21 protein-coding genes and 2 pseudogenes are annotated in these 22,891 nt (G+C 68.5%); 10 read left to right on the forward strand and 13 right to left on the reverse strand.

What is annotated here, in order from left to right; translation table 11 throughout:
- Window positions 1–154: 154 nt before the first annotated feature.
- Window positions 155–913 (reverse strand): annotated as a pseudogene (locus ACFVVI_RS03215) (alkaline phosphatase D family protein); the annotation flags it as partial.
- 216 nt (window positions 914–1,129) lie between these two features.
- On the opposite strand from ACFVVI_RS03215, the gene ACFVVI_RS03220 reads away from it, so the two are divergent.
- Complete coding sequence (locus ACFVVI_RS03220; RefSeq protein WP_387442821.1) at window positions 1,130–2,506, forward strand: replication-associated recombination protein A; 1,377 nt, start codon at window positions 1,130–1,132, stop codon at window positions 2,504–2,506.
- Between the two features lie 12 nt (window positions 2,507–2,518).
- Here the strand turns inward: ACFVVI_RS03220 and ACFVVI_RS03225 are convergent, their stop codons facing one another.
- Both ACFVVI_RS03225 and ACFVVI_RS03230 read right to left on the reverse strand, forming a co-directional pair.
- Window positions 2,519–2,914, reverse strand: a complete 396-nt coding sequence (locus tag ACFVVI_RS03225; RefSeq protein WP_387442823.1) for a hypothetical protein — start codon at window positions 2,912–2,914, stop codon at window positions 2,519–2,521.
- A 56-nt stretch (window positions 2,915–2,970) separates the two neighbouring features.
- Complete coding sequence (locus ACFVVI_RS03230; RefSeq protein WP_387442825.1) at window positions 2,971–3,690, reverse strand: helix-turn-helix transcriptional regulator; 720 nt, start codon at window positions 3,688–3,690, stop codon at window positions 2,971–2,973.
- A gap of 96 nt (window positions 3,691–3,786) precedes the next feature.
- On the opposite strand from ACFVVI_RS03230, the gene alaS reads away from it, so the two are divergent.
- The 5 genes from alaS (at window position 3,787) to ACFVVI_RS03255 (ending at window position 9,893) form a co-directional block, all read left to right on the forward strand.
- Window positions 3,787–6,450, forward strand: a complete 2,664-nt coding sequence (gene alaS, locus ACFVVI_RS03235; RefSeq protein WP_387442827.1) for an alanine--tRNA ligase — start codon at window positions 3,787–3,789, stop codon at window positions 6,448–6,450.
- Window positions 6,450–6,998, forward strand: coding sequence for a Holliday junction resolvase RuvX (ruvX, locus tag ACFVVI_RS03240; RefSeq protein WP_387442829.1), 549 nt, complete (start codon window positions 6,450–6,452; stop codon window positions 6,996–6,998). The genes alaS and ruvX overlap by 1 nt, the downstream gene beginning before the upstream one ends.
- Complete coding sequence (gene mltG / locus ACFVVI_RS03245) at window positions 6,995–8,521, forward strand: endolytic transglycosylase MltG (protein ID WP_378989020.1); 1,527 nt, start codon at window positions 6,995–6,997, stop codon at window positions 8,519–8,521. The genes ruvX and mltG overlap by 4 nt, the downstream gene beginning before the upstream one ends.
- 1 nt (window position 8,522) lies before the next feature.
- Complete coding sequence (locus ACFVVI_RS03250) at window positions 8,523–9,341, forward strand: shikimate dehydrogenase (RefSeq protein WP_378989021.1); 819 nt, start codon at window positions 8,523–8,525, stop codon at window positions 9,339–9,341.
- A 108-nt stretch (window positions 9,342–9,449) separates the two neighbouring features.
- A complete protein-coding gene (locus tag ACFVVI_RS03255; protein WP_379315194.1) occupies window positions 9,450–9,893 on the forward strand; it encodes a B-4DMT family transporter in 444 nt (147 codons plus the stop codon).
- Between the two features lie 106 nt (window positions 9,894–9,999).
- Here the strand turns inward: ACFVVI_RS03255 and aroB are convergent, their stop codons facing one another.
- The 4 genes and pseudogenes from aroB to ACFVVI_RS03275 form a co-directional block, all read right to left on the reverse strand.
- On the reverse strand, window positions 10,000–11,118 hold the full coding sequence (gene aroB, locus ACFVVI_RS03260) for a 3-dehydroquinate synthase (protein WP_101467074.1): 1,119 nt from the start codon (window positions 11,116–11,118) through the stop codon (window positions 10,000–10,002).
- Window positions 11,119–11,984: 866 nt separating this feature from the next.
- A pseudogene (locus ACFVVI_RS03265) lies at window positions 11,985–12,530 on the reverse strand (shikimate kinase); the annotation flags it as partial.
- Window positions 12,531–12,586: 56 nt separating this feature from the next.
- Window positions 12,587–13,795: a chorismate synthase gene (gene aroC, locus ACFVVI_RS03270; RefSeq protein WP_387444442.1), complete on the reverse strand. Its 1,209-nt coding sequence runs from the start codon at window positions 13,793–13,795 to the stop codon at window positions 12,587–12,589.
- A gap of 182 nt (window positions 13,796–13,977) precedes the next feature.
- Window positions 13,978–14,451: a prepilin peptidase gene (locus tag ACFVVI_RS03275; protein WP_378989023.1), complete on the reverse strand. Its 474-nt coding sequence runs from the start codon at window positions 14,449–14,451 to the stop codon at window positions 13,978–13,980.
- 161 nt (window positions 14,452–14,612) lie between these two features.
- On the opposite strand from ACFVVI_RS03275, the gene ACFVVI_RS03280 reads away from it, so the two are divergent.
- From ACFVVI_RS03280 to ACFVVI_RS03295, 4 genes are all read left to right on the forward strand, one after another.
- On the forward strand, window positions 14,613–15,734 hold the full coding sequence (locus ACFVVI_RS03280) for a M24 family metallopeptidase (RefSeq protein ID WP_378989024.1): 1,122 nt from the start codon (window positions 14,613–14,615) through the stop codon (window positions 15,732–15,734).
- Window positions 15,735–15,798: 64 nt separating this feature from the next.
- Window positions 15,799–16,362 (forward strand): elongation factor P, encoded by a 564-nt coding sequence (gene efp / locus ACFVVI_RS03285; RefSeq protein ID WP_067452307.1) that lies wholly within the window; start codon window positions 15,799–15,801, stop codon window positions 16,360–16,362.
- A gap of 2 nt (window positions 16,363–16,364) precedes the next feature.
- Window positions 16,365–16,883 (forward strand): transcription antitermination factor NusB, encoded by a 519-nt coding sequence (gene nusB, locus ACFVVI_RS03290; protein WP_378626982.1) that lies wholly within the window; start codon window positions 16,365–16,367, stop codon window positions 16,881–16,883.
- 3 nt (window positions 16,884–16,886) lie between these two features.
- Window positions 16,887–17,153, forward strand: a complete 267-nt coding sequence (locus ACFVVI_RS03295) for a YciI family protein (protein ID WP_378989026.1) — start codon at window positions 16,887–16,889, stop codon at window positions 17,151–17,153.
- A 62-nt stretch (window positions 17,154–17,215) separates the two neighbouring features.
- Here ACFVVI_RS03295 and ACFVVI_RS03300 read toward each other — a convergent pair whose 3' ends face one another.
- From ACFVVI_RS03300 to ACFVVI_RS03325, 6 genes are all read right to left on the reverse strand, one after another.
- The gene (locus tag ACFVVI_RS03300) at window positions 17,216–17,875 is read right to left on the reverse strand and encodes a hypothetical protein (RefSeq protein WP_387442834.1); all 660 of its coding nucleotides are present in this window, start codon (window positions 17,873–17,875) and stop codon (window positions 17,216–17,218) included.
- Between the two features lie 74 nt (window positions 17,876–17,949).
- Window positions 17,950–19,002, reverse strand: coding sequence for a hypothetical protein (locus tag ACFVVI_RS03305; RefSeq protein WP_387442837.1), 1,053 nt, complete (start codon window positions 19,000–19,002; stop codon window positions 17,950–17,952).
- A 52-nt stretch (window positions 19,003–19,054) separates the two neighbouring features.
- On the reverse strand, window positions 19,055–19,927 hold the full coding sequence (locus tag ACFVVI_RS03310; RefSeq protein ID WP_387442840.1) for an inositol monophosphatase family protein: 873 nt from the start codon (window positions 19,925–19,927) through the stop codon (window positions 19,055–19,057).
- On the reverse strand, window positions 19,906–20,595 hold the full coding sequence (locus ACFVVI_RS03315; protein WP_387442842.1) for a hypothetical protein: 690 nt from the start codon (window positions 20,593–20,595) through the stop codon (window positions 19,906–19,908). The genes ACFVVI_RS03310 and ACFVVI_RS03315 overlap by 22 nt, the downstream gene beginning before the upstream one ends.
- Window positions 20,595–21,503: a hypothetical protein gene (locus ACFVVI_RS03320; protein ID WP_378989031.1), complete on the reverse strand. Its 909-nt coding sequence runs from the start codon at window positions 21,501–21,503 to the stop codon at window positions 20,595–20,597. Before ACFVVI_RS03320 ends, ACFVVI_RS03315 begins: the two co-directional genes overlap by 1 nt.
- A gap of 72 nt (window positions 21,504–21,575) precedes the next feature.
- The gene (locus ACFVVI_RS03325; protein WP_387442844.1) at window positions 21,576–22,829 is read right to left on the reverse strand and encodes an SLC13 family permease; all 1,254 of its coding nucleotides are present in this window, start codon (window positions 22,827–22,829) and stop codon (window positions 21,576–21,578) included.
- Window positions 22,830–22,891: the final 62 nt, after the last annotated feature.

Raw genomic sequence — 22,891 nt, forward strand, 5'->3', positions numbered from 1 at the left:
ACGACGCGCCGTGGCGCACGCCCGTCGCGGGATCGGTGACATCGGCGAGGTAGAACCAGTCCATCTGCGTCTGCGTCGCGGTCACCTCGAGCACGCCGAAACCGTGCGAGTCGAGCTCGACGTAACGCAGGTGGTGGTTGGCTGCCTTGATGGGGTAGGCGCGGGTGGACGCGGCCTTGCGGTCGGCCCAGGGGCCTTCGGTGGCGGGGTCGTGGTTCTCCGCGCCCTCGCGCCAGGAGTTGTCGGCCGACTCGTGGTCGTCCCAGGTGCAGATGAACGGCACTCCCGCGTGCAGGGCCATCAGGTCGGGATCGGTCTTGTACTGGCCGTGGCGGGTGCGGTAGTCGGTGAGGGTGACGATCTCGTTCGCCGGGTCGTGTGCGCGGACCGCGCCGTTGCGGCCGGTGTACTTGCCTCGGCCGTACTCGTAGATGTAGTCGCCGAGGTGCACGATCGCGTCGAGATCGGTGCGCGCGGCCAGGTGCCGGTAGGAGCCGAACCAGCCTGCTTCCCAGTTGGCGCAGGAGACCAGGCCGAGGCGGAGGCGGTCGACCTCGCTGTCCGGTGCCGGCGCTGTTCTGGTGCGGCCGACGGGTGAGGTCTCGCCGAGCGCGGTGAAACGGTAGAAGTAGTCCTCACCGGGGGTGAGGCCGGTCGCGTCGACCTTGACGGTGTGGTCGGTGTCGGCCGAGGCGGTGACGGTGCCGGACGCGGCGAGCGTGCCGAAGCCGGCGTCGGTGGCGATCTCCCAGCGCACCGCTGCCGCGTCGCCGAGGCCGGAACCGGGAGCGGCGTCCTCGGCGACCGTGACCCTGGTCCACAGGATGACCGCGCCCGGTAGCGGATCGCCGGACGCGACGCCGTGCCGGAAGACAGCACCCGCGGCGTGCGCGGGCGCTGCGGTGCCCAGCACCGCGACCGCCGCGACCGCCGTGGAACCGGCGAACAGGGTGCGGCGGGCGAACCCGACCGGCTGGGAGGTTACGGCGCTGTTGTTTTCGACCACGATCAGCGATCACAGCCCACGAATCGCTCGGGCGCAAGTCGACCCGGGGATTGTTGGTCAACTGTCCATCTACGTGGCAGGTCCTGGTCGATCTCCGCGGTCGGTTGGTGAGCTTCGCAGGACATGTCCGAGGGCCTCGGTACCCTGCACAACGTGAGCGACAGCCTTTTCGACGTGCCCGGCGAACACGCGTCCGCCGAACCCGGCGCCGACGCGGTGTTCCGTCGCGACTCCGGCGCGCCGCTCGCCGTCCGCCTGCGCCCGGCGAACTTGGACGAGGTGATCGGCCAGACGCATCTGCTCGGTCCCGGGTCTCCGCTGCGTCGGCTCGTCGAAGGGTCGGGGGCGGCATCGGTGCTGCTCTACGGCCCGCCCGGCACCGGAAAGACCACGCTGGCCTCGTTGCTCTCGCAAGCCACCGGCCGTCGGTTCGAAGCGCTGTCGGCGCTCTCGGCCGGCGTGAAGGAGGTGCGGGCGGTGATCGACCTCGCCCGGCGCAGGCTCGCCGCGGGCGAGCAGACCGTGCTGTTCATCGACGAGATCCACCGCTTCTCCAAGACCCAGCAGGACGCGCTGCTGGCCGCCGTCGAGAATCGGGTCGTGTTGCTGGTCGGTGCGACCACCGAGAACCCCTCGTTCTCCGTCGTCTCCCCGTTGCTGTCGCGCTCGCTCGTCCTGCAACTGCAACCGCTCACTCCCGACGACATCCGCGCGGTCCTCGCCCGCGCGATCAGCGACCCGCGCGGTCTCGCCGACGCCTACACCGTCAGCGGCGACGCGATCGAGCACATCGTGCGGATCGCGGGCGGCGACGCTCGCCGCGCGCTCACCGCGTTGGAGGCGTCGGCCGAGTCGGCGACCGAGGGCGCCGTCGACCTGGAAACGGTCGAGGCGACCGTCGACAAGGCTGCCGTCCGCTACGACCGCGCGGGCGACCAGCACTACGACGTGATCAGCGCGTTCATCAAGTCCATTCGCGGCTCCGATGTCGACGCCGCCGTGCACTATCTGGCGCGCATGCTCGCCGCGGGCGAGGACCCCCGCTTCATCGCGCGCCGCTTGATGATCCACGCCAGCGAGGACATCGGCATGGCCGACCCGATGGCCCTGCAGACCGCGACAGCGGCCGCCCAGGTCGTCCAGCAGGTCGGCCTGCCCGAATGCAAACTCGCCTTGGCGCAGGCCACCATCCATCTCGCGACCGCCCCGAAATCCGGTGCGGTGACCACCGCGATCGGCACGGCGATGGCCGATGTCTCGCGCGGCAAGGCCGGTGCCGTCCCGCCGTACCTGCGCGACGGTCACTACGCGGGCGCAGCCCTGCTGGGCAACGCCCAGGGCTACAAGTTCCCGCACAAGTACCGCGAAGGCGTCGTGGCCCAGCAGTACCCACCCGACGAACTGGTCGGCACCGACTACTACCTGCCCACCGACCACGGCAACGAACGCACGATCGCCCCGCGTCTGGAAAAGCTGCGCCGCATCATCCGCGGCAAGTGAGGCGGAATGCGGTCAGTCGAGCGTGAACGGACCGGCGCCACCGACCGACCACACCTTGCGCAGTTGCCCGCCGACCGCTTCGAAGACGTCGATCCCGCCGTGCGCGGGAATCTCGTCGTGGGTTGAATGCCAACGGACAGCGAATGTGCCGGTGCCGGTGGCATCGAGACCGCCGACCGCGTCGGAATCGACGACGAACCCGACGGCGGGTCGCTGCGCCCGGTATTCGGCGACGAACGAGGCGAACGCCGCGGGCCCGCGCAGCGCGTCGGCGATGTCGCGGGTCGGCGAGGCGAAACGGATGCTGAAGTCGTCGGTGAGCAACGCCGTCGCGAGTTCGGCGCTGCCGTTCCACAGCTCGGTCCAGGTCGCGGCGAGCTGATCGGCGGTGACGGTCGTGGTTGTCATGGACTGCTCCTTCGAGTCGGGCCGCGGCGGGTGCGGCGGCCTGCGTCATCCAGAATTCAGTCGTTGCGCGACAACGGTGTGTCGGTGATCGCCATCACATCGATGAGCGTGCCGAACCCCGTCGGGATCGCCGACAGGTCCACCTCGCGTTCGGGACTCGCCTCGTCCAGGACATCGGCGGCCAGCACCCGATCGAGTCGAAATCCCCGCAGTCCCGTCCGCATTCGGCACCAGGCGTACAGAAACCACTCCTCGCCCGCCAGGAACGCCAGTGGTTCCACTTCCCGCGAGGTGGTCACGCCCTCGCGGTCGGCGTAGTCCAAGCGCAGCACTCGCCGCCGGATCACCGCGTCGAGAATCGCGGGCGAGACCGCTCTCGCCGGATCCACCGGCAGGAACCGGATCCGCTCCACCAGTGCGGTAGCGCGCACTCGGTCCTGTTCGGGCAGGACCGCCACGATCTTGTGTACCGCCGAAGCCGCCGCCGCGGCGAACGGCGTACCGGCCAACCGTGGCAACGCCACCGCGAGGGCGGTGGCCTCGGCCGTCGTCAGACTCACCGGAGCGAGCGTTCGATGCCGATCGAGCGCGTACCCGCCCGAGCGCCCCGGCACGGTCATGATCGGTACCCCGGCCTGGGCCAATGCGGTCAGATCGCGTTCGATCGTGCGGGTCGACACCTCGAAGCGCGCCGCGAGCTGCCGGGCGGTCCGCGGTCGCGGGCTGTAGGCCCGCAGTTCCTCGGCGAGTGCGTAGAGCCGCTCGGTTTTCGTCACGACGCGATTGTCGTCGATCCACTGTGCCACCGGCGTGGCGCGGGCCACCCCGGTCGATGAAAAAGCACCCGCACCGGCCCGGTAGGCTGGGTATTTGTGCAGACCCACGAGATTCGACGACGGTTCCTGGACCATTTCGTCCGTGCCGGACACACCGAGGTCCCCAGTGCTTCGCTGATCCTGGCCGACCCCAACCTGTTGTTCGTCAACGCAGGCATGGTCCAGTTCGTTCCGTATTTCCTCGGTCAGCAGACCCCGCCGTACGCCACCGCGACCAGCGTGCAGAAGTGCGTGCGCACCCTCGACATCGAGAACGTCGGCATCACCACCCGCCACAACACGTTCTTCCAGATGGCGGGCAACTTCAGCTTCGGCGACTACTTCAAGCGTGAGGCCATCACGCTGGCCTGGACGCTGCTCACCGACAGCGTGGAGGACGGCGGCTACGGCTTCGATCCCGAGCGCCTGTGGGTCACCGTCTACCTCGACGACGACGAGGCCGAGCGGATGTGGCTCGAGATGGGCGTGCCCGCCGACCGCATCCAGCGCCGCGGCATGGCCGACAACTACTGGTCGATGGGCATCCCCGGCCCGTGTGGCCCGTGTTCGGAGATCTACTACGACCGCGGCTCCGAGTACGGTGTCGAGGGCGGCCCGGAGGCCGACGAGGACCGCTACATCGAGATCTGGAATCTCGTGTTCATGCAGAACGAGCGCGGCGCGGGCATCTCCAAGGACAACTTCGAGATCCTCGGCCCGCTGCCCAAGCAGAACATCGACACCGGCATGGGCGTCGAGCGGGTCGCGTTCCTGCTGCAGGGCGTGGACAACGTCTACGAGACCGACCTGATGCGCCCGATCATCGACAAGGCCGAGGAACTCACCGGCCGCTCCTACGGTGTCGAGCACACCGACGACGTGCGCTTCCGCGTGATCGCCGACCACGCCCGCACCGCCGCGATGCTCATCGCCGACGGCGTGAACCCCGGCAACGACGGCCGCGGGTATGTGCTGCGCCGCCTGCTGCGCCGCATCGTGCGTTCGGCGCGCCTGCTCGGCGCCGAGAAGCCGGTGATGGCCGAGCTGATCAAGGTCGTCACCGACCTGATGGCGCCGTCCTACCCCGAGCTGGCCACCGACTTCTCGCGCATCGAGACCGTGTCGGTCGGTGAGGAGATGGCGTTCCTCAAGACCCTCAACACCGGCGAGACCCTGTTCGACAACGCCGCCACCGCGGTGAAGTCCAAGGGCGGCAAGCAGATCACCGGCTCCGACGCGTTCGCCCTGCACGACACCTACGGCTTCCCGATCGACCTCACCCTCGAAATGGCCGCCGAGGCGGGCCTTTCCGTCGACGAGGACGGTTTCCGCTCGCTCATGGCCGAGCAGCGCAAGCGGGCCAAGGACGACGCCCAGGCTCGCAAGCACGCCCACGCCGACCTCACCGTCTACAAGGAACTGGTCGACCGTGGCGCCACCGAGTTCACCGGTTTCGACGAGCTGACCTCCGAGGCCACTGTGCTGGCCCTGATCGCCGACGGCGTGCGCGTCCCGGTGGCCACGGCAGGCCGCGACATCGAGGTCATCCTCGATCGCAGCCCGATGTACGCCGAGTCCGGCGGTCAGATCGCCGACCGCGGCACCATCACGGCCTCGGGTGTGAAGCTGCAGGTCAACGACGTGCAGAAGATCGCCAAGAAGGTCTGGGTACACAAGGCCACCGTCGAGTCGGGCCAGCTCACCGAGGGCGATGTCGTGCTCGCGCAAGCGGATCCGGCCTGGCGTCGCGGCGCCACCCAGGGCCACTCCGGCACGCACATGGTGCACGCCGCGCTGCGCCAGATCCTCGGCCCCAACGCCGTGCAGGCGGGTTCGCTGAACAAGCCGGGCTACCTGCGGTTCGACTTCAACTGGCAGGGTGCGCTGTCGGAGCAGCAGAAGGCCGATATCGAGGCCGTCTCCAATGACGCTGTCGGCGCGAACTTCCCGGTGAACACCTTCGTCACCGATCTGCCTAACGCCAAGAAGATGGGCGCGATGGCGCTGTTCGGCGAGAACTACGGCGACGAGGTGCGCGTCGTGGAGATCGGCGGCCCGTTCTCGATGGAGCTGTGCGGCGGCACCCACGTGGAGCACTCCTCGCAGATCGGCCCGATCACCCTGCTGGGTGAGGCCTCGGTCGGTTCCGGTGTGCGCCGCGTCGAGGCCTTCGTCGGCCTCGACTCCTACAAGTACCTGGCCAAGGAGCGGGCGCTGCTGGCCGGCGTCGCGTCGTCGCTGAAGGTGCCCTCCGACGAGGTGCCAGGGCGCGTGGAGCAGCTCGTGGAGCGGCTCAAGGTGGCCGAGAAGGAACTGGAGCGCACCAAGATCGCCGCGGTGCTGTCGTCGGCGGGCACCTTCGCCGAGCAGGCCGAGCGGGTCGGTGCGGTGCGTCTGGTGGCCGCCGCGGCGCCCGAGGGTGTGTCGGCCGGTGACCTGCGGACGCTGGCCACCGATATCCGTGGCCGTCTCGGCAGTGAGGCCGCCGTGGTCGTGCTGCTCGGCAACGTCGAGGGCAAGGCACCGTTCGTGGTGACCGTGAACAAGGCCGCCCAGGATCTCGGCTTCAAGTCCGGCGATCTGGTCGCGGCCTTCGGACCGAGTATCGCCGGGCGTGGTGGCGGCAAGCCGGAGATGGCGCAGGGCGCGGGCTCGGATCCGTCGGGCATCCCGGCCGGTTTGACCGCGGTCCGCGCCCGGGTGGCCGAACTCGCCGGCTGATGACCACCCCTGGTTCGTCCAGCGAGGAATCGGCCGACCGCCCCGACCCGGAGACCGACCCGGGTCGGGGCCGCCGGATCGCGATCGACGTCGGTAGCGTGCGCATCGGAGTCGCCTCGAGCGACCCCGACGGCATCCTCGCCACCCCCGTCGAGACCGTCGCGCGCGCCAAATCCGGTGGGCGCGCGGGCCCACCCGCCGATATCACAAGAATTGCCGACATTGTGCGGGAATACGAAGCGGTCGAGGTGATCATCGGTCTGCCACGCACGCTGCGCGGCGAAAATGGCACCGCGGCCACCATCGCGCGTAAGTTTGCCAAGCAGTTGCGCCGGGTGATCGACCCGATTCCGATACGCCTTTCCGACGAACGTTTGACTACGGTGTCTGCTGCACGTGCGCTGCGCGACAGTGGAGTTCGCGCACGTGGCCAGCGGCAGATGATCGATCAGGCGGCAGCCGTGTCGATTCTGCAAGGATGGTTGGACGAGCGGAGTTCGGTGTTGAAGGACGCAGCAGATACGGCGAGGGTCGGAGACGATGCATGACCGACCGATGGACCAGGGCCGAGGAACGCTACCGGGCTCGGGAAGCTGATCGGCGCTACCCCCGCCGCGACGACTGGGGGCTCGATGCCCGCACGGTGCGTGAGGACGCGGCGCCGGATCGCGGCGAGTGGGACGAGGACGGCACCGACGTCATCCCGCGCTATGAGGACGAGGTCTACGACGACCAGATCCTGGAAGACGTCCTCGAACCGGAACCCGAGCCGGAGCCGGTCGTTCCGCCGCGTCGCGTCGGGCAGCGCGCCGCGACGGCCGAGCGTGGCCGTCCTCGCGCGGGGTCCGGCCGGAACAAGCCGCCCGGCCGGAACAAGCCGTCGGGACGCGCCAAATCACGGATCGCCTCGCGGAAGGCGGCTGAGCGCAAGAAGCGCCGCCGCAATATGTGGGTGATCGCGGCGGTGTTCGTCGTGCTGGTCGTCTCCGCCGCCGGTTTCGCCGGGTACAAACTGATGGGCAGTCTCGCGCCCGCCGAGGATTTCGCGGGCCCGCCCGGCGAACTCGTGGTGGTCCAGGTGCACTCCGGTGACACCGCCACCCAGATCGCCGACACCATGAAGGAAAAGGGTGTCGTCGCCAGTTCGGAAGCGTTCTACGAAGCGGCCGTGCGCAATTCGAACATGAACAGCGTGCAGCCCGGGTACTACGCGGTGCAGAAGAACAGTCCCGCCGCGCACGCGGTGACCTCGCTGGTGTCGAAGGACTCGCGCGTCGGCAACGTCGTGATCTCGGAGGGGCGTCAGCTGCACAACCGGCGCGACGTCCACACCGGCGCCCCCACGGAAGGCATCTACACCAAGATCGCCGCCGCCAGCTGCCTCGGCGCCGGTTCCGCCGCCAAGTGCGTCACCTACGAGCAACTCGATGCCGCGGGCGCCAGTGCCGACCTGGCCGCTCTCGGCGTGCCCGACTGGGCCAAGGCGTCGGTCGCGGCCGCTCCAGACCGGCGCAGGCAGCTCGACGGGCTGATCTCCGCGGGCACCCTGGATTTCGATCCCAGCGGCGGGGCGGTGCAGATCCTGCGTCAGCTGATCACCGCGAGCGCGGCGCTCTACGAGTCCACCGGATTGTTGCGTTCGGGCGCCGAAACCCAGCTCAACCCCTACCAGACGTTGATCGCGGCCTCGTTGGTCGAACGCGAAGCGCTGGCACCGGACATGCCGAAGGTCGCGCGGGTCATCGTCAACCGGCTGCGGATCGACCAGCCGTTGCAGTTCGACTCGACGGTGAACTATTCGCTGGAGGAGACCGAGGTCGCCACCACCGACTCCGACCGCAACACCGTCACGCCGTGGAACACGTACGCGATGTCGGGTCTGCCCGCCAATCCGATCTCCGCACCCTCGCTCAAAGCCCTGCAGGCGATGGAGAATCCGGAGCCTGGGAAGTGGCTGTACTTCGTCACGATCGACAAGAAGGGCACCACCCTGTTCACCGAGAGCTACTCCGAGCACCTGCGCAATATCGTGAAGGCCGAGCAGAGCGGCATTCTCGACAGTGGGCGCTGAGATGGGTCGCAAGGCCGCTGTCCTCGGTCAGCCGATCGCGCATTCGCGCTCGCCTCAGCTGCACCTGGCCGCCTACCGCGCGCTGGGCCTCGACTGGAGTTACGAGCGGATCGAATGCGATGCCGCGCGGTTGCCCGGGCTCGTCGGTGAGTTGGGCCCGGAGTGGGTCGGGCTGTCGGTGACGATGCCGGGCAAGGAAGCGGCGCTGGCGGTGGCTGCCGAGCGCACCGAGCGCGCGGTGCTGGTCGGCTCGGCCAATACCCTCGTGCGCGTCGATGCCGGATGGTCGGCGGACTGCACCGATGTCGACGGCGTCCTCGGTGCGTTGCGCGGTGGTGGCGTCTCGGCGATCGACGAGGCTGTCGTGCTCGGTGCCGGCGGAACGGCCAGGCCCGCGTTGCTTGCCCTGACCGAACTCGGGGCGAAGAAGGTGACGGTGATCGCCCGTGATGCCGGACGGGCACGCAGCGCACTGGAATTGGCGGACCGTCTCGGCCTGCGGGCCGCGGTCGTGCCGTTCGACAGGGAGCAGGTGCGCGCGGCGTGCGCGTCGGCCGCGGCGGTGGTGAGCACGGTGCCCGCCGAAGCGGCCGCGGTGATCGCGTCGGCGGTAGCCGTGGCACCGGTCGTGCTCGACGCGATCTACAACCCGTGGCCGACCCCCCTCGCAACGGCGGTCGAGGCCGCCGGGCACACGGTGGTCAGCGGCCTGCAGATGTTGCTGAATCAGGCCTACGGACAGGTCGAACTGTTCACCGGTCGACCTGCGCCGCGTGCGGCGATGGCCGCCGCGCTGGAAGCGTCCCTTCCGCAGCAGTAGGCGACGGCTCCGGTGGCTGCCGCCGAGTGCGGTGCCGAATCCTCGACATCACCGACCGATCTGTCGAATTGACACCGGTTCTAGTTTTTGCCCGCTAAGGTGTTCTTCATGACCGCTTGGGTGTTACGAGCCACCGTCCTCGGCGCGCTGGTCGTCGCCCTGCGTGTTCTGCTCGGCCTCGTCATGGCCTCCTGGCCCACCTACGGCACCTTCTGGCGCGCGGCGTGCCTGCTCGCCATCGTCGCCGTGGTAGTCGCCTGGGGCGTGCGCGACGGCCGCACGGGCGCAGACGGCCTCACCGTCCGCTGGTTGGCTGCCGGGTTCGGCGCGGGGCTGGCCAGCTCGGCCGTGTGCTGGGTCCTCGATCAGGTGCCCGGAATCGAACTCGGCGACGCCGGGATCCTCTACGAACTGACGTCCGCGGCATCGTTCATCCTGCTGCTGATCTTCCTGCCCGCGCTGGCGGGTGTCGCCTTCGGCTACTCGCGGTCGCGCCGTTCGAGCGAATCCGCCACCGGCGCCGCGGAACCCGAATTCGCCACCGCGAACTGAGCGGAGTCGTTCTCTCGGGAACGGCACCGGCCGCGAGTCAGACCCTTCGAACCTGTTCGCGCCCCACCACGGTGTCGGGGCGCGAACAGGTGCCAGAGTGCGGATCTCAGAGCATGATCGGCGACGTGCCCGGGGTGGTGTCGCGGGCGATGGCCGAGTAGGCGGCGGCCAGCAGCGACGGATCAGGGCCCTCGAGTCGGCCGGGCTTGGCCAGACCGTCCAGGATCACGAAACGCAGCACACCGGATCGGGTCTTCTTGTCGGTTTGCATCGCGTCCATCAGGTGGGGGAGCGCATCGCCGTCGTAGGAGACGGGCAGGCCGACGCTTTCCAGGATGGTGCGGTGCCGATCGGCGGTGGCGTCGTCGAGACGGCCGGCCAGTCGGCCGAGTTCGGCGGCGAAGACCAAGCCGACGGACACCGCGGCGCCGTGACGCCAGCGGTAGCGCTCGCGGCGCTCCACGGCGTGGCCGAGGGTGTGGCCGTAGTTCAGGATCTCGCGCAGGCTCGATTCCTTGAGGTCGGCGGCGACCACGTCGGCCTTGACCTGGATGGCGCGCCGGATCAGTTCGGGCAGCACATCGCCGGTGGGGTCGAGGGCAGCCTCGGGATCGGCCTCGATGAGGTCGAGGATCACCGGGTCGGCGATGAAACCGGCCTTGATGATCTCGGCCATGCCCGCCACGATCTCGTTGCGCGGCACCGTTTCCAGGGTCGCCAGGTCGACCAGCACGGCGCTGGGCTCGTGGAAGCTGCCCACGAGGTTCTTGCCCGCCTCGGTGTTGATGCCGGTCTTGCCGCCGACCGCGGCGTCGACCATCGCCAGCAGCGTGGTCGGCACGTGCACGATGCGCACCCCGCGCATCCAGGTGGCGGCGACGAAGCCGGCCAGGTCGGTCGCGGCACCGCCACCGAGACTCACGATGGCGTCGTTGCGGGTCAGGCCGATCCGGCCGAGCACCTCCCAGCAGAACCCGGCCACGGCCAGTTCCTTGCCGTCCTCGGCGTCGGGGATCTCGATGCGATGCGCGTCGATCCCGGTGTCGGCCAGTGCTTTACGCACCGCCTCGGCGGTTTCGGCCAGCGGCGGCTGATGGAAGATCGCCACGGTCCGCACGGCGTTGCCCGCGTTGACCGCTTCGACGAGATCGCCGAGCAGTCCGCGGCCGATGATCACGGGGTACGGGTCGGCGGTGCGAACCTGGATGATGTTCGGCTCTGTCACGTGCGCTGCTCCGATTCTTTCTGGTCATTGTTATTGCGTCGTCCGCCGCGTCGCCGCGGTTGCCCGCGTCGTCGGCGTTCGTTGGCGCCGGTCCCACGCTCCGCGTCACCGGATGGTCCGGCCCGCTGCACCTGTTGTGGTGCCCCGGTCCGGCTTTCCACCGAAGATTCCGGGGTAGTCGAACCCGACGGTCCGGCAGGCTCGCCACCGCGCTGCCCGGCCCGCCCTGGGGCGCCTGCCTCACGGCTCGCCGTCCGCCTGCCGCGACCGGCATTGCGACCGGCCGCCTGGCCTCCCGTGACCGGGCTGCGGCCGCCTACTCGATTGCCCGGCGTGCTGCGATTACCCGTCCGGCCCCCGGCGCCGGCAGCGCGATTGCCCGGCTGGTTTTCGGCTGTACCCGCGCGGCCCTCTGATTTCGAGCTCGCGCGGCTCTCCGGACTCTCGGCCACCGAGCCGCCGGTTTCCCGGGTGGCCACGGTGGTTGCCGGCCGGATCCGCGCACCGCCTCGGCGCGACCTGCTACGCCGGGACCGTCGACCGGCGGTCGTGCGTGACTCACTCTGCGCCGCACCCGCTGTGCGAGTGGCGCCGGTGGTGTCGTCGACTGCCGCCCGATCGGTCGCGGATTGTGTTGCCCCCGAACGGTTCCGATCATCCGGGACGTCGCGGCGTTCGATGGCCGCCACACCTGTCTGGTCGGCACCGCTTCGGCGTGCGGCGGCGGCGCGGGCCCTGGCGCGTCGCCTGTTCTTGGACCGATTGCTGCCCGTTCCGGGCCTGCCGGTGACCGAACCCGAAGCGGGCGAGGTGTTTCCGGCGTTCACACGTGGAGATTGCAGATCGGTGCGCACCGATTCGAGACCGAGCTTGGCCAGGATCATTCGCACCACCCGACCCGGACTCCGCCCGTCGGTCCGCACACGCACGGAGGCGATCTCGCGGTAGAGCGGGCGACGCTCGCGCATCAGATCCCGATACTTGGCAGCGGGGTCCACTCCGTTGAGCAGTGGACGGGTACTGCTGGCGCCGGTACGCCGAACCCCTTCGGACACACTGATTTCCAGGTAGACGACGAGAGCGTCCCGCAGCAGGTCCCTGGTTCGTTCGGACAGCACCGAACCGCCGCCGAGGGAAACCACGCCGTCGTGCTCGAGCACAGCGCGGCGCACCACCTGTTCCTCGATCCGGCGGAACTCCGTCTCACCGTCGGTGGCGAAGATGTCGGGAATCGTGCGGCCGGTATCGGCCTCGATCCCCGCGTCGGTGTCGTAGAGCTCCACCCCGAGTTCCCTGGCCAGCTTGCGCCCGATGGTCGACTTCCCCGAGCCGGGCAGCCCGACCAGCACCACGCGTGCCGCAGGCGCGGTCCGGTCGTCACCGCCGGTGTCAGGAGCTCCGGGCTCGACGATCGCCGGTGAGGGGCCCGCGTCGCTCTCCGGCGCGGTCCCCTCCTGCCCCTGCGCGGTCACGGGATACGGCTGTCCGCGGGCACGTGTGGGCGGCTACCGATCCGCTTGACGTAACTGGTGATGTTGTCGACGGTCTCGGCCAGCGAGTCGCCGCCGAACTTCTCCAGCGCGGCCTGCGCCAGCACCAGCGCCACCATCGACTCCGCGACCACGGCCGCCGCGGGCACCGCACACACGTCCGAGCGCTGGTGGATGGCGACGGCTTCCTCACCGCTGGACATGTCGACCGTCGACAGCGCACGCGGCACAGTCGAGATCGGCTTCATCGCGGCGCGCACCCGCAGTGCTTCGCCGTTGGTCATGCCGCCTTCGAGGCCGCCCGCGCGGTTGGTCGAGCGCAGGACGCCGTCGGGGCCGGGACGCATCTCGTCGTGGGCCTGGCTGCCGCGTCGTCGCGCGGTCTCGAACCCGTCGCCCACCTCGACACCCTTGATCGCCTGGATGCCCATGAGGGCGGCGGCCAGGCGCGAATCCAGACGCTGCTCACCGCTGACGAACGAACCGAGCCCGATGGGCAGGCCGTCCACGATCACCTCGACGACGCCGCCGAGGGTGTCGCCGTCCTTCTTGGCCGCTTCGATCTCCGCGATCATGGCCGCCTCGGCGTCGGCGTCGAACGCCCGCACGGGGCTGGCGTCGACCGCGTCGAGATCGGCCGGGCCCGGCGTGACGCCGGTGGTGTTGGCGGCGGCGCCGATCGACACCACATGCGAGATGACCTCGACACCGAAGGCCTGACGCAGGAAGTTGCGCGCGAGTGTGCCTGCTGCGACCCGGGCCGCGGTCTCCCGGGCGCTGGCCCGTTCGAGCACCGGACGGGCATCGTCGAAGCCGTACTTGAGCATCCCGGAGTAATCGGCGTGACCGGGGCGCGGGCGGGTGAGCGGCGCGTTACGCGCCATTCCCGCGAGCTCGGTCTCGTCGATCGGATCGGCCGACATCACTTCGGTCCACTTGGGCCACTCGGAGTTGGCGATCTCGATGGCGACCGGGCCACCCATGGTGCGGCCGTGGCGTACGCCACCGACCAGGGTGACCTTGTCGGCCTCGAACTTCATCCGGGCGCCGCGCCCGTAACCGAGCCGGCGGCGGGCGAGCTGTGCGGAGACATCGTCCGATGTCACCTCGACTCCGGCGACCATCCCTTCCAGGAGGGCGACGAGAGCGGGACCATGGGATTCTCCGGCAGTTATCCAGCGCAACACGCCGACTATCTTCCCATGTCGACACGTGTAGTCGGGAATGCGGGCCGACGTGACGAGCGGCACGTCGGCGCCGAGGCGGGCCGCGCGGTGGCGGCCGCCGCCCTGATCCGGCCGAACCGGCCTGCTCCGGACCGCCGGCAACATCGCATCACCGGGTTCGTCTCGGCGCGTCGCGCTGCCGGTCATGCCAGTGCCATCGCGGTGACGGTGGCCAGGCACATCGCGGGGCCGTGTGGCACCAGCCGCCGCGCCGGTACCGCGCGCACCTGCCGCGAGCCACGGCCCACCACCGCACGCAGCCGATCACCGCCGAGCAGCACGACTGCGGCCGCGGCGGTGAGCAGCGGGGCGGCCACCGCGGCCCACACCCAGGCCGGCGGACCGGCGATCGCCGTGGCAGCTCCGAGCGACACCGCGAGCTTCACATCACCCGCGCCGAGCGCGGCCGGGGAGAGCAGGTGGGCGATCAGATACGGCATCGTCAACAGCGCGGCCCCGATCACCGCGGTCTCCAATTCCCCTGTCGAGAACGCGAACAGGAACACCGCGGCCGCACCCACGCCGGTCAGCGCGTTGGGAAGGCGACGGGCATGGATGTCGATGACGCCCAGCAGCAGGCACCAGGCGATGAGGCAACAGAACGCGGCAGTGGTCATGGGATCGATCGTGCTGGGCCGCGACCGCCGAAAGTGGGCCGTACCCGAGAATGTGGATAACGTCCGCGCATGTGGACAACGCCGTATCCACCTCGCCCACCGACACGAAATCCTGGGTATCGCGTGCCGACGTGTCGCCCGTCGGGCGGTAGCGTTGACCCATGTGTGCTGACTACACGGCTCCCGATTACGCGGCCCGGCGCGGTGCCCTGCGGAGCCTGCTGGTGGAAAACGGTGTCGACGCGTTGCTGGTGACCGATCTGGTCAACATCCGCTACCTGACCGGCTTCACCGGATCCAATGCCGTTGTGCTGGTGCATTCGTGGGATATGCGCGGAGCCGAGGACCGCACCGTCATCGGTACCGACGGCCGGTACTCCGCTCAGGTCGCCGAACAGGTCCCCGATCTGCAGGCCGAGATCTGCCGGGCCACCGCGCGCCGCGTTCTCGAGCTGACCGGGGAATGGCAGCTCGGTCGCGTCGGCTTCGAGAGCCACGTGGTGACCGTCGATCAGCACACCGCGTTCCAGGAGCTGCGCACCGGGCTGCAACTCGTCCCCACCTCGGGTCTGGTCGAACAGCTGCGGATGGTCAAGGATCCCTACGAGGTCGACCAGCTCGGCGCGGCGTGCACGGCCGCCGACAAGGCGCTGGCCACCCTGCTCGAGCGGGGCCTGCTGCGTCCGGGCCGCACCGAGAGACAGGTCGCCCGCGACCTCGAATGGGCGATGTTCGAGCACGGTGCCGATGCGATCTCGTTCGAGACGATCGTCGCCGCGGGCGCCCATTCGGCCATCCCGCACCACCGGCCGACCGGCGCCGTCCTGGCCACCGGTGACTTCGTGAAGTTCGATTTCGGCGCGGTGGTCAACGGCTACCACTCCGACATGACCCGCACCCTGGTCCTGGGGACCCCCGCCGACTGGCAGCGGGAGATCTACGAACTGGTCGCCCGCTCGCAACGCGCGGGCACCGAGGCGCTCGAACCCGGCGCGCAGACCAGCGAGGTCGACGCGGCGGCCCGGATGATCATCGAAGAAGCGGGGTACGGCCCGCAGTTCGTGCACGGTCTCGGTCACGGCGTCGGGCTGCAGATCCATGAAGCACCCGGAGTGGCGAAAACGAGTACCGGTACACTTCTGGCTGGTGTGGCGGTGACCGTCGAACCTGGTGTATACCTTCCCGGCCGCGGCGGGGTCCGGATCGAGGACACGCTCGTGGTACGCGAAGCGGGCCCGGAACTGCTCACCCGCACCAGCAAGGACTTGATCGTCGTCGACTGACGTCGGCGCGCAGAACGCAGTAACCCCCAGTACGCAGTAATACGAACGAGGAGATCCGAGGACAGTGGCGGACACCAGCGACTTCAAGAACGGCCTTGTGCTGAAGATCGACGGTCAGCTCCAGCAGATCATCGAATTCCAGCACGTGAAGCCGGGCAAAGGACCCGCGTTCGTGCGGACCAAGCTGAAGAACGTCGTGTCCGGCAAGGTCGTCGACAAGACCTTCAACGCGGGTGTCAAGGTCGAGACCGCGACCGTCGACCGTCGCGACATGACCTACCTGTACCACGACGGCACCGACTACATCTTCATGGACGGTGACACCTACGACCAGATCTCCATCCCGGAGGCCACCATCGGTGACGGTGCCCGCTTCCTGCTGGAGAACATGGGCGTGCAGGTCGCCGTGCACGAGGACGCGCCGCTGTTCGTGGAGCTCCCCGTCACCATCGAGCTGGTCGTGCAGCACACCGACATCGGCCTGCAGGGCGACCGCTCCACCGGCGGCACCAAGCCCGCCACCCTGGAAACCGGCGCCGAGGTGGCCGTTCCGCTGTTCATCAACACCGGTGACAAGCTGAAAATCGACTCGCGCGACGGCAGCTACCTCGGCCGCGTCAACGGCTGATCGTGACCGACTCCCCGGCAGACAAGAAGGGCTCGTTCAAGAAGCTCGGCGCGCGCCACAAGGCGCGCCGCCGGGCCGTGGACCTGCTGTTCGAAGCGGAGGCGCGCGATGTCGACGTCTCCGTGCTGCTCTCGGATCGCGCTGAGCTGGCGACCCGCGACCAGAGCGTGGCCCCCGTGCACGCCTACACCACCACCCTCGTCGAGGGCGTCGCCGACGATCTCGACCGGGTCGACGGCACCATCGAGGGCTACCTCCAGGACTGGACTCTGCAGCGGCTGCCCGCGGTCGACCGGGCCATTCTGCGGATCGCGGTGTGGGAGCTGTTCCACGCCACCGACGTGCCCCCGGTCGTCGCGGTCGACGAGGCTGTCGAGCTGGCCAAGGAACTGTCCACCGACGACTCCCCGTCGTTCGTGAACGGCGTGCTCGGCCAGGTCGTGCAGGTGGCGCCGCAGGTCCGCGCCGCCGCGGCCGCAACGGCCGCCACGAAGGCCGCGCGTGGCGAGTCGGAGTCCTGAGGCGTGGCGCGCAAGTACCTTGTGATGGCCGAACGCACCCCGGCGTTCGACGCCTCGGTGATCGAACCGCACCGCACCTTCCTGCGGGACCTGCTCGCTGAGGGCCGACTCCAGGAAAGCGGTGGCTTCACCGACGGCACCGGCGGCGCCTATGTCATCCTGGCCGAAAGCCTCACCGCCGCAACAACAATCGCCCACTCCGACCCGCTGCACACCACCGGCGCCTCGGATCTGACGATCCACGAATGGGAAATCACCGTTTCGGCGTGAATCCCGTTCCCGCAGCCGCACGTTCCGAGTGAACGTGCGGCTGTTGTCGTACGCGGGCCCGGTCAGATCTTGTGCAGGCAGAACGAGACCGCCGGTGAGGTGTGGATCACCGCTTTCGTCTCGCGAAACCGCTTCCGCGTCGCGTCGCAGACGTTCCGGTCCTCGGCTTCGACGCGAGTATCGACCTCGAATGCCCCTGCGCCACAGGGGACCTTGCGTAGACGGTCGAGATGGAGCTTCACGTTGCCCGGGTCGTTGACACACTCACCGACTTTCGCGTTGAGGTGAGTGCACAGGTACTTCATGGGGCTGCTGGTGTACTTCCGGCGACTCCGCGAGAAGTCCATGTCACCGGTCGCGCATTTCTGCGTACTCCACGCGCTGGTGATGATCAACGCCGCGTCGGGGTCGGCGCATGCGCGTCGATGAAAGTCCCAGCCACCGCGGGTCGGATCGGTGTAGTACCCGCAATCGCCGGTTCGCTCCGTGTCCGATCGCGGCGAGAGCAGACCCCAGGCCATCAACCCGACCGCGCTGATCGGCACGAGCGCGACCAGCCCGAGCAGAACCCACTTACGTTTGCCGCCGAACAAGCGCGCAGTGCGCGCTTGTTGCTCCCGATAGCCCGGCCGTGTGCGACGACCGCGGGGCGGTCGCCACTGATCACTCGGTCGCGCCGGCTGCCCGGTCTGTTGTCCCTGCGGGATGTTCGGCTGCTCCACCCCGCCAGCTTGCCACCGGCGCAATCGAACTCGCATCGCGGCTGCCGTCTCGCACCCATACCGCGGGGCGAGCCCTACGCTGCCGTGTCGCCCGCGCCCCGGACCGCTCGATCGTGGTCCTGGAGTGCTTTCGTGATGATGTCGGTGACGTCGGCATCGTCGAAATCGCCGGGCAGGCCCATGCCCAGGGTGTCGAACAGGTCGCGTACCTGTTCGACAGTCGGCTCGTCGTCGAGCCGTACGGACGTCGCGCGGTCGATCGCGACCGGCCGGGATTCGGCGAAGCTGGTCCTGAGTTCGATGTTCCAGGAGTCGTAGTAGGGGCGGTCGCGCTCGATGATCATGGCAGGGAACCGCGGTCCGCGCTGGGTGACGATCAGAAAGCGGGTGGACAGGTCCCACCGGAACAGCGACACCGACGACGTCAGGCCGATCTGGATGTCGAGGAGCTGCGGCAGTCGTTGTTTGTGCCAGCATGCCGCGGCGATGGTGGCGTACACCTCGATCTGAGTGCCCTTGGCCGTCCAGGTGCGCGCGTCGTCGTCGGCGCCTTCGGCCAGCGAGCGGTAGAGCGCGGCGTAACGCGAACAGAGGTCGCGATCGGTCGGATCGAGAATTTCCAGGCGGACCAGCAGCTCTCGGCGATTGCGATGAGCTCGGTGCAAGCAATCGGGCAGCGTGACAACGCGGGTGTGAGCCCCGGTACCGCCTTTGAAGATCCAGCGATCGGTTTCGGTCCGTGCCTGGGCGAGCACGTCCGATACCTCGTCGCCCTTGGCGAATCGGACGGCCGACAAGCTGTCGAGCGTGCGCTGGGTGCTGGTGAGCAGTTCGTCGATCGCCGAGGCCCGGTCGCGCCGGTCGTTCAGCTCGTCCAGCGTGTGCGCGATATCGGTGAGGGACTGTCGTACCTGTGCGTTCATCGCCTCCTGTCGCCATCGGTCACGCAGAACGGCGAAGGCGATCACCCCGAGAGTGAGTGGGATGACCTTGGTCAGCAGCTCTTGCCTGGTGGGGTCGACCAGCCCGAGCACGCTCAGCGTGACAGCAAGAACAATGGCGATCGCGCTTTCGAAATTGCTCTTGATCCACACCGCAGCAGCGACGATGCGTGCGGGAAAACTCATGGCGGCCACCCCTTTTCGCCGACATCGCCGGTCATTCGTCCGGTGCGATGCGCTACAGGCTAGCGGGAGGCTCCGGTTTGCGCACGACGGACTTCACGAGCTGTGCCAGCTCGTCGACAGCGACCGGCCCACCGGCGAGGAAGCTCACTTCGCTCGACGGATCATCGATGGATTCGGGCAGCGGAGTTCGGTCGAAGTCGGTGATCTCGATGCCGCATTCACGAGCGATCACGCTACCTGCGGGGAAGTCGATCAACCCGGCGCGGTAGCCGACGAATCCGTGTATCAGCCCACGGCTCAGCATGATCCAGCACAGCAGGGGTGACCACAGCTGGATGAGACGTCGGGAATGGGTTTCCAGCGCGAGTCGAAGGGCGATGGCGGTGGTGTCGGTACGGCCGACCGGATACCCCTGCAACCATGCCAGCACTGGATCGCCGGGCGGTCGCGGCGGCACCTGGCGTCGCAGCGCACCGTGCGGCCCTGCCGCGCCTCGTCCCCGAATGGCCGACCAGGTGTTGCCGGTCATCGGTTCGTGCACGACACCCAGAACCGGGGTCCCGAAGTGGCACAACGCGATACCGATGCTGAACACCGGCAGACCGACTGCGAGATTGTTGGTGCCGTCGAGCGGGTCGACGAACCAGCACCATTCCGGCTCGCCGCGGAGTTCGCCGGATTCTTCGGCGATGACGCGGTGGTGGGGGAACGCTCGGCGCAGATCGCGAAGAATGATCTCCTCGGCGCCGATGTCCAGATCGCTGACCAGGTCGCCGCCCGCGTCCTTGACCCGGATACCGAGCGGCTGAGTCAGACGTGAGTGGATGAGCTGCCCGGCGCGGATCGCGGTGTCACGTGCGGTCGCGGCGGCGCGCTCGATGACGTCGCGTTCGAGTGTGAGATCTATGAATTCGCTGTGTCGCACCGTTCCTCCAGGCCATTCGCGGGGCAATCCGTTCGCAGGCGCGCCAGGACGGCTTCGGCCAGTTCCCGCGTTCGCTGGGAACTGTGCGGTGTGCGTTCGACACGATGATCGGTGGTGCCGGGATCGCCCAGCGACAGGTCGAGCTCGCCGGGGATGTGTTCGCCCAACACGATGGTGGCGGCGGCGCTCAACACGTCGGTGACGTGGAACTCGCTGTGCGGCAACGTGTACACGTCGCCGTCGCGGAACACCTCGCGCGATCGGCTGCGGTATCGGACCGAGCGGCGGGTGGCGTGGACGGTATCGCCGTCGGTGTCGCTACGAACCTCGAAAACCCGATGTGTGCCCGCGTCCGAATCGGCCGAGACATCGATGATCTCGTTGACGACCGTGCCGTACAGGACATGACTGACCAGATTCCAGCTATGGGCGTGCACCATCGATGTCGTCGGCGCGGCGGGCCGGTCGGTACTCCATACATGCAGGCAGATGCCGCGGCCCTCCTGTCGCCACACCGGAAAACAGGTGAACCCCAACGGATGTCGGACCGCAACGACCTCGACCACGCCCGCTGCCACGTCGGCCAGATAATCGTGCACCCAGGCACGCACCTCGGCGGTCGCGCCCGCCGAGGTGAGCAGCGAACGGAGCCGGGTGTAGGCGGGCATCAGTACGGGTTTCTCGGCTGGAGCGCACGGCGCACGATGTCGGCGACGTCGCGGTCGGTGAACGAGGTCGGCAGACCCAATCCCAGCGCGTCGAAGAGTCGCCTGGTCTGGTCGACGGAGGGTTCGTCCGCCAACGGCAGGTCCTCGCACCGATACAACGGAACCTGGCGGGTCTGTTTGAAACTGGCGACCAGTTCGCGGCTGAAGTCACGGTAGTAGGGCCGGTCGCGTTCGAACATGAGCGCCGGGGTGTTCGGGTTGTCCTGCGTGACGATGACGCAACTCGACGAGAGGTCCCAACGGAAGGTCGTCATCACCGCGGACAACCCGACGTCGATGGTGAGGAAGGTGAACCGTTGGCGATACCAGCACGCCGCGAGCACCGTCGCGTAGGCCTCCTTGCGAGTGCGCTCAGTGGTCCACTGCTCGCCGGTGCGGTCGGCTTCCGGGGTGAGCGAGGACCGGAACTGCGCGTAGGTCTTGCACAGCGCCTCGTTCGACGGATCGAGGATCTCGATCTGCATGCGCAGGGGGCGTTGTTCACGGCGCGCGTTCTCCACACACGCGCGCAAAGTGACGGCTCGAATGTAGGTTCCGGTGCCGCCCTTGAAGATCCACTGCTCGGTGTCGCGGCGGGCGAGGGTGTGCGCGTGGCCGATCTCGGGTCCGTAGAGCAGATGGACCGCGGTCGCGTCGCGGACCGCTTTGGTGGCGATCCGTCGGTCACGCAGCAGGGTGGTCGCGAGCAGAGCGAGCACGAGCAGCACTGCGCCGTCGATGACCGCCGGTTCGAGCTCGATCTGATTCGACAGTGGATCCATCACGGCGATCGCGCCGATGATCACCGCGATGGTCAGCGCCAGCGCGCCATCGACGTTGGTACGCAACCAGTTCAGCAGTCGCGACATCCCGCCCCCTCCCAGTTCGGTGATTCCAGGATAGGCCGCGCGACCGGGTCGGCGGGTCGGGAAGTCGAGAAGTCAGGCGATGAGCAGCAGCGCGGTGACCGCGGCGGCCGTCGCGACCACGGCCAGTGCGAATCCGGTGCAGACGAACCGGAGCATCGGAACGCGCACCTCGTGGGTGCGACAGAACTCCAGTCCGATCAGCGTTGCCAGCGACGCCCACGGCGTGACGACCGGCCCGACGTTCGTGCCGATGAGCAGCGCGAGCAGCTGTGTCCCGTTCTCCACCGGGATCACGGATTCCCCGGCAGTGTAGGCAGGCAGATTGTTGGCCACGTTGGACAGGCCCGCTCCCGCGGCCGCCGCGCGGAACGCCCCGGCGACACCGTCGTCGACGCCGATCAGGCCGTGCATGATGTCGTTGAGTCCCCATCGGCTCAATGTCGGCACCACCAGGAACAATCCGACGACGAAGATCAGCAACTGGAACGGGATCAGCGACCACCGCAGCGCTGCGGGCCGCAGAATCGCGAAGGCGACGACCGCGATCGCGGCGGCCACCACCGCGGCGAGACCGATCTGATCACCGACCACCGGAATCGCGAGGATGAACAGCAAGCACGCACCGGCGGTCGCGTAAAGCAATGTCCGCGCACGCATTCCCTCGGTGCGGATGGGCTCCGGCGGCACGTAGCGGTCGGTGTCGCGACGATCACGACGCCAGTACCACAGCCACAGGAACAGCATCGTCACCGTGATCGAGGCGAGCTGGGGCGCCCACATACTCGCCGCGAATTCGGTGGAGCTCTTGGCGATCCGATCCGCCGCCAGCAGATTCGTCAGATTGGACACGGGCAACAGCAGGCTGGCGGTGTTGGCCAGCCACAGCGTGGTGATCGCCAGCGGCAGCGGCGGGATGCGCGTCGGTCCCGCGAGCGCGAGCATGACCGGGGTCAGCAGCACGGCGGTGGTGTCGAGGTTCAGCAGAATCGTTGTCGCCGAGGCGAACGTCACGCACAGTGCGAACAGGGCGAGGTAGTTTCCGCGTCCGACGATCGCGATCCGATGGGCGATGACATCGAAAACCTTGGCTTCCCTGGTGAGTTCGGCCAGCACGATCACGCTGGCGAGAAACAGCAGCAACGGCCCGACGCGACGCAGGTTCGCCGCCGCCTCGGCGCGGGGCAGCAGTCCGGTCGCGACGAAGGTCAACCCGACGAGCAGCAGGCCGACGCGAATCCGATCCAGCACCGACAGCCGTGGTCGTGGTAGCCGTGCCCACCACTGCGGTGGCGTGACGCGGCGGTGCGGGTCGACCTTTTCGGACACCGATCCATGATCGCATTGCGGCTTACCGGACGCGTGCTCGTCCTGCCAAGAGTCTGCCGCGG

Source organism: Nocardia sp. NPDC058114 (assembly GCF_042884695.1).
In the GTDB taxonomy this organism is placed as follows: domain Bacteria; phylum Actinomycetota; class Actinomycetes; order Mycobacteriales; family Mycobacteriaceae; genus Nocardia.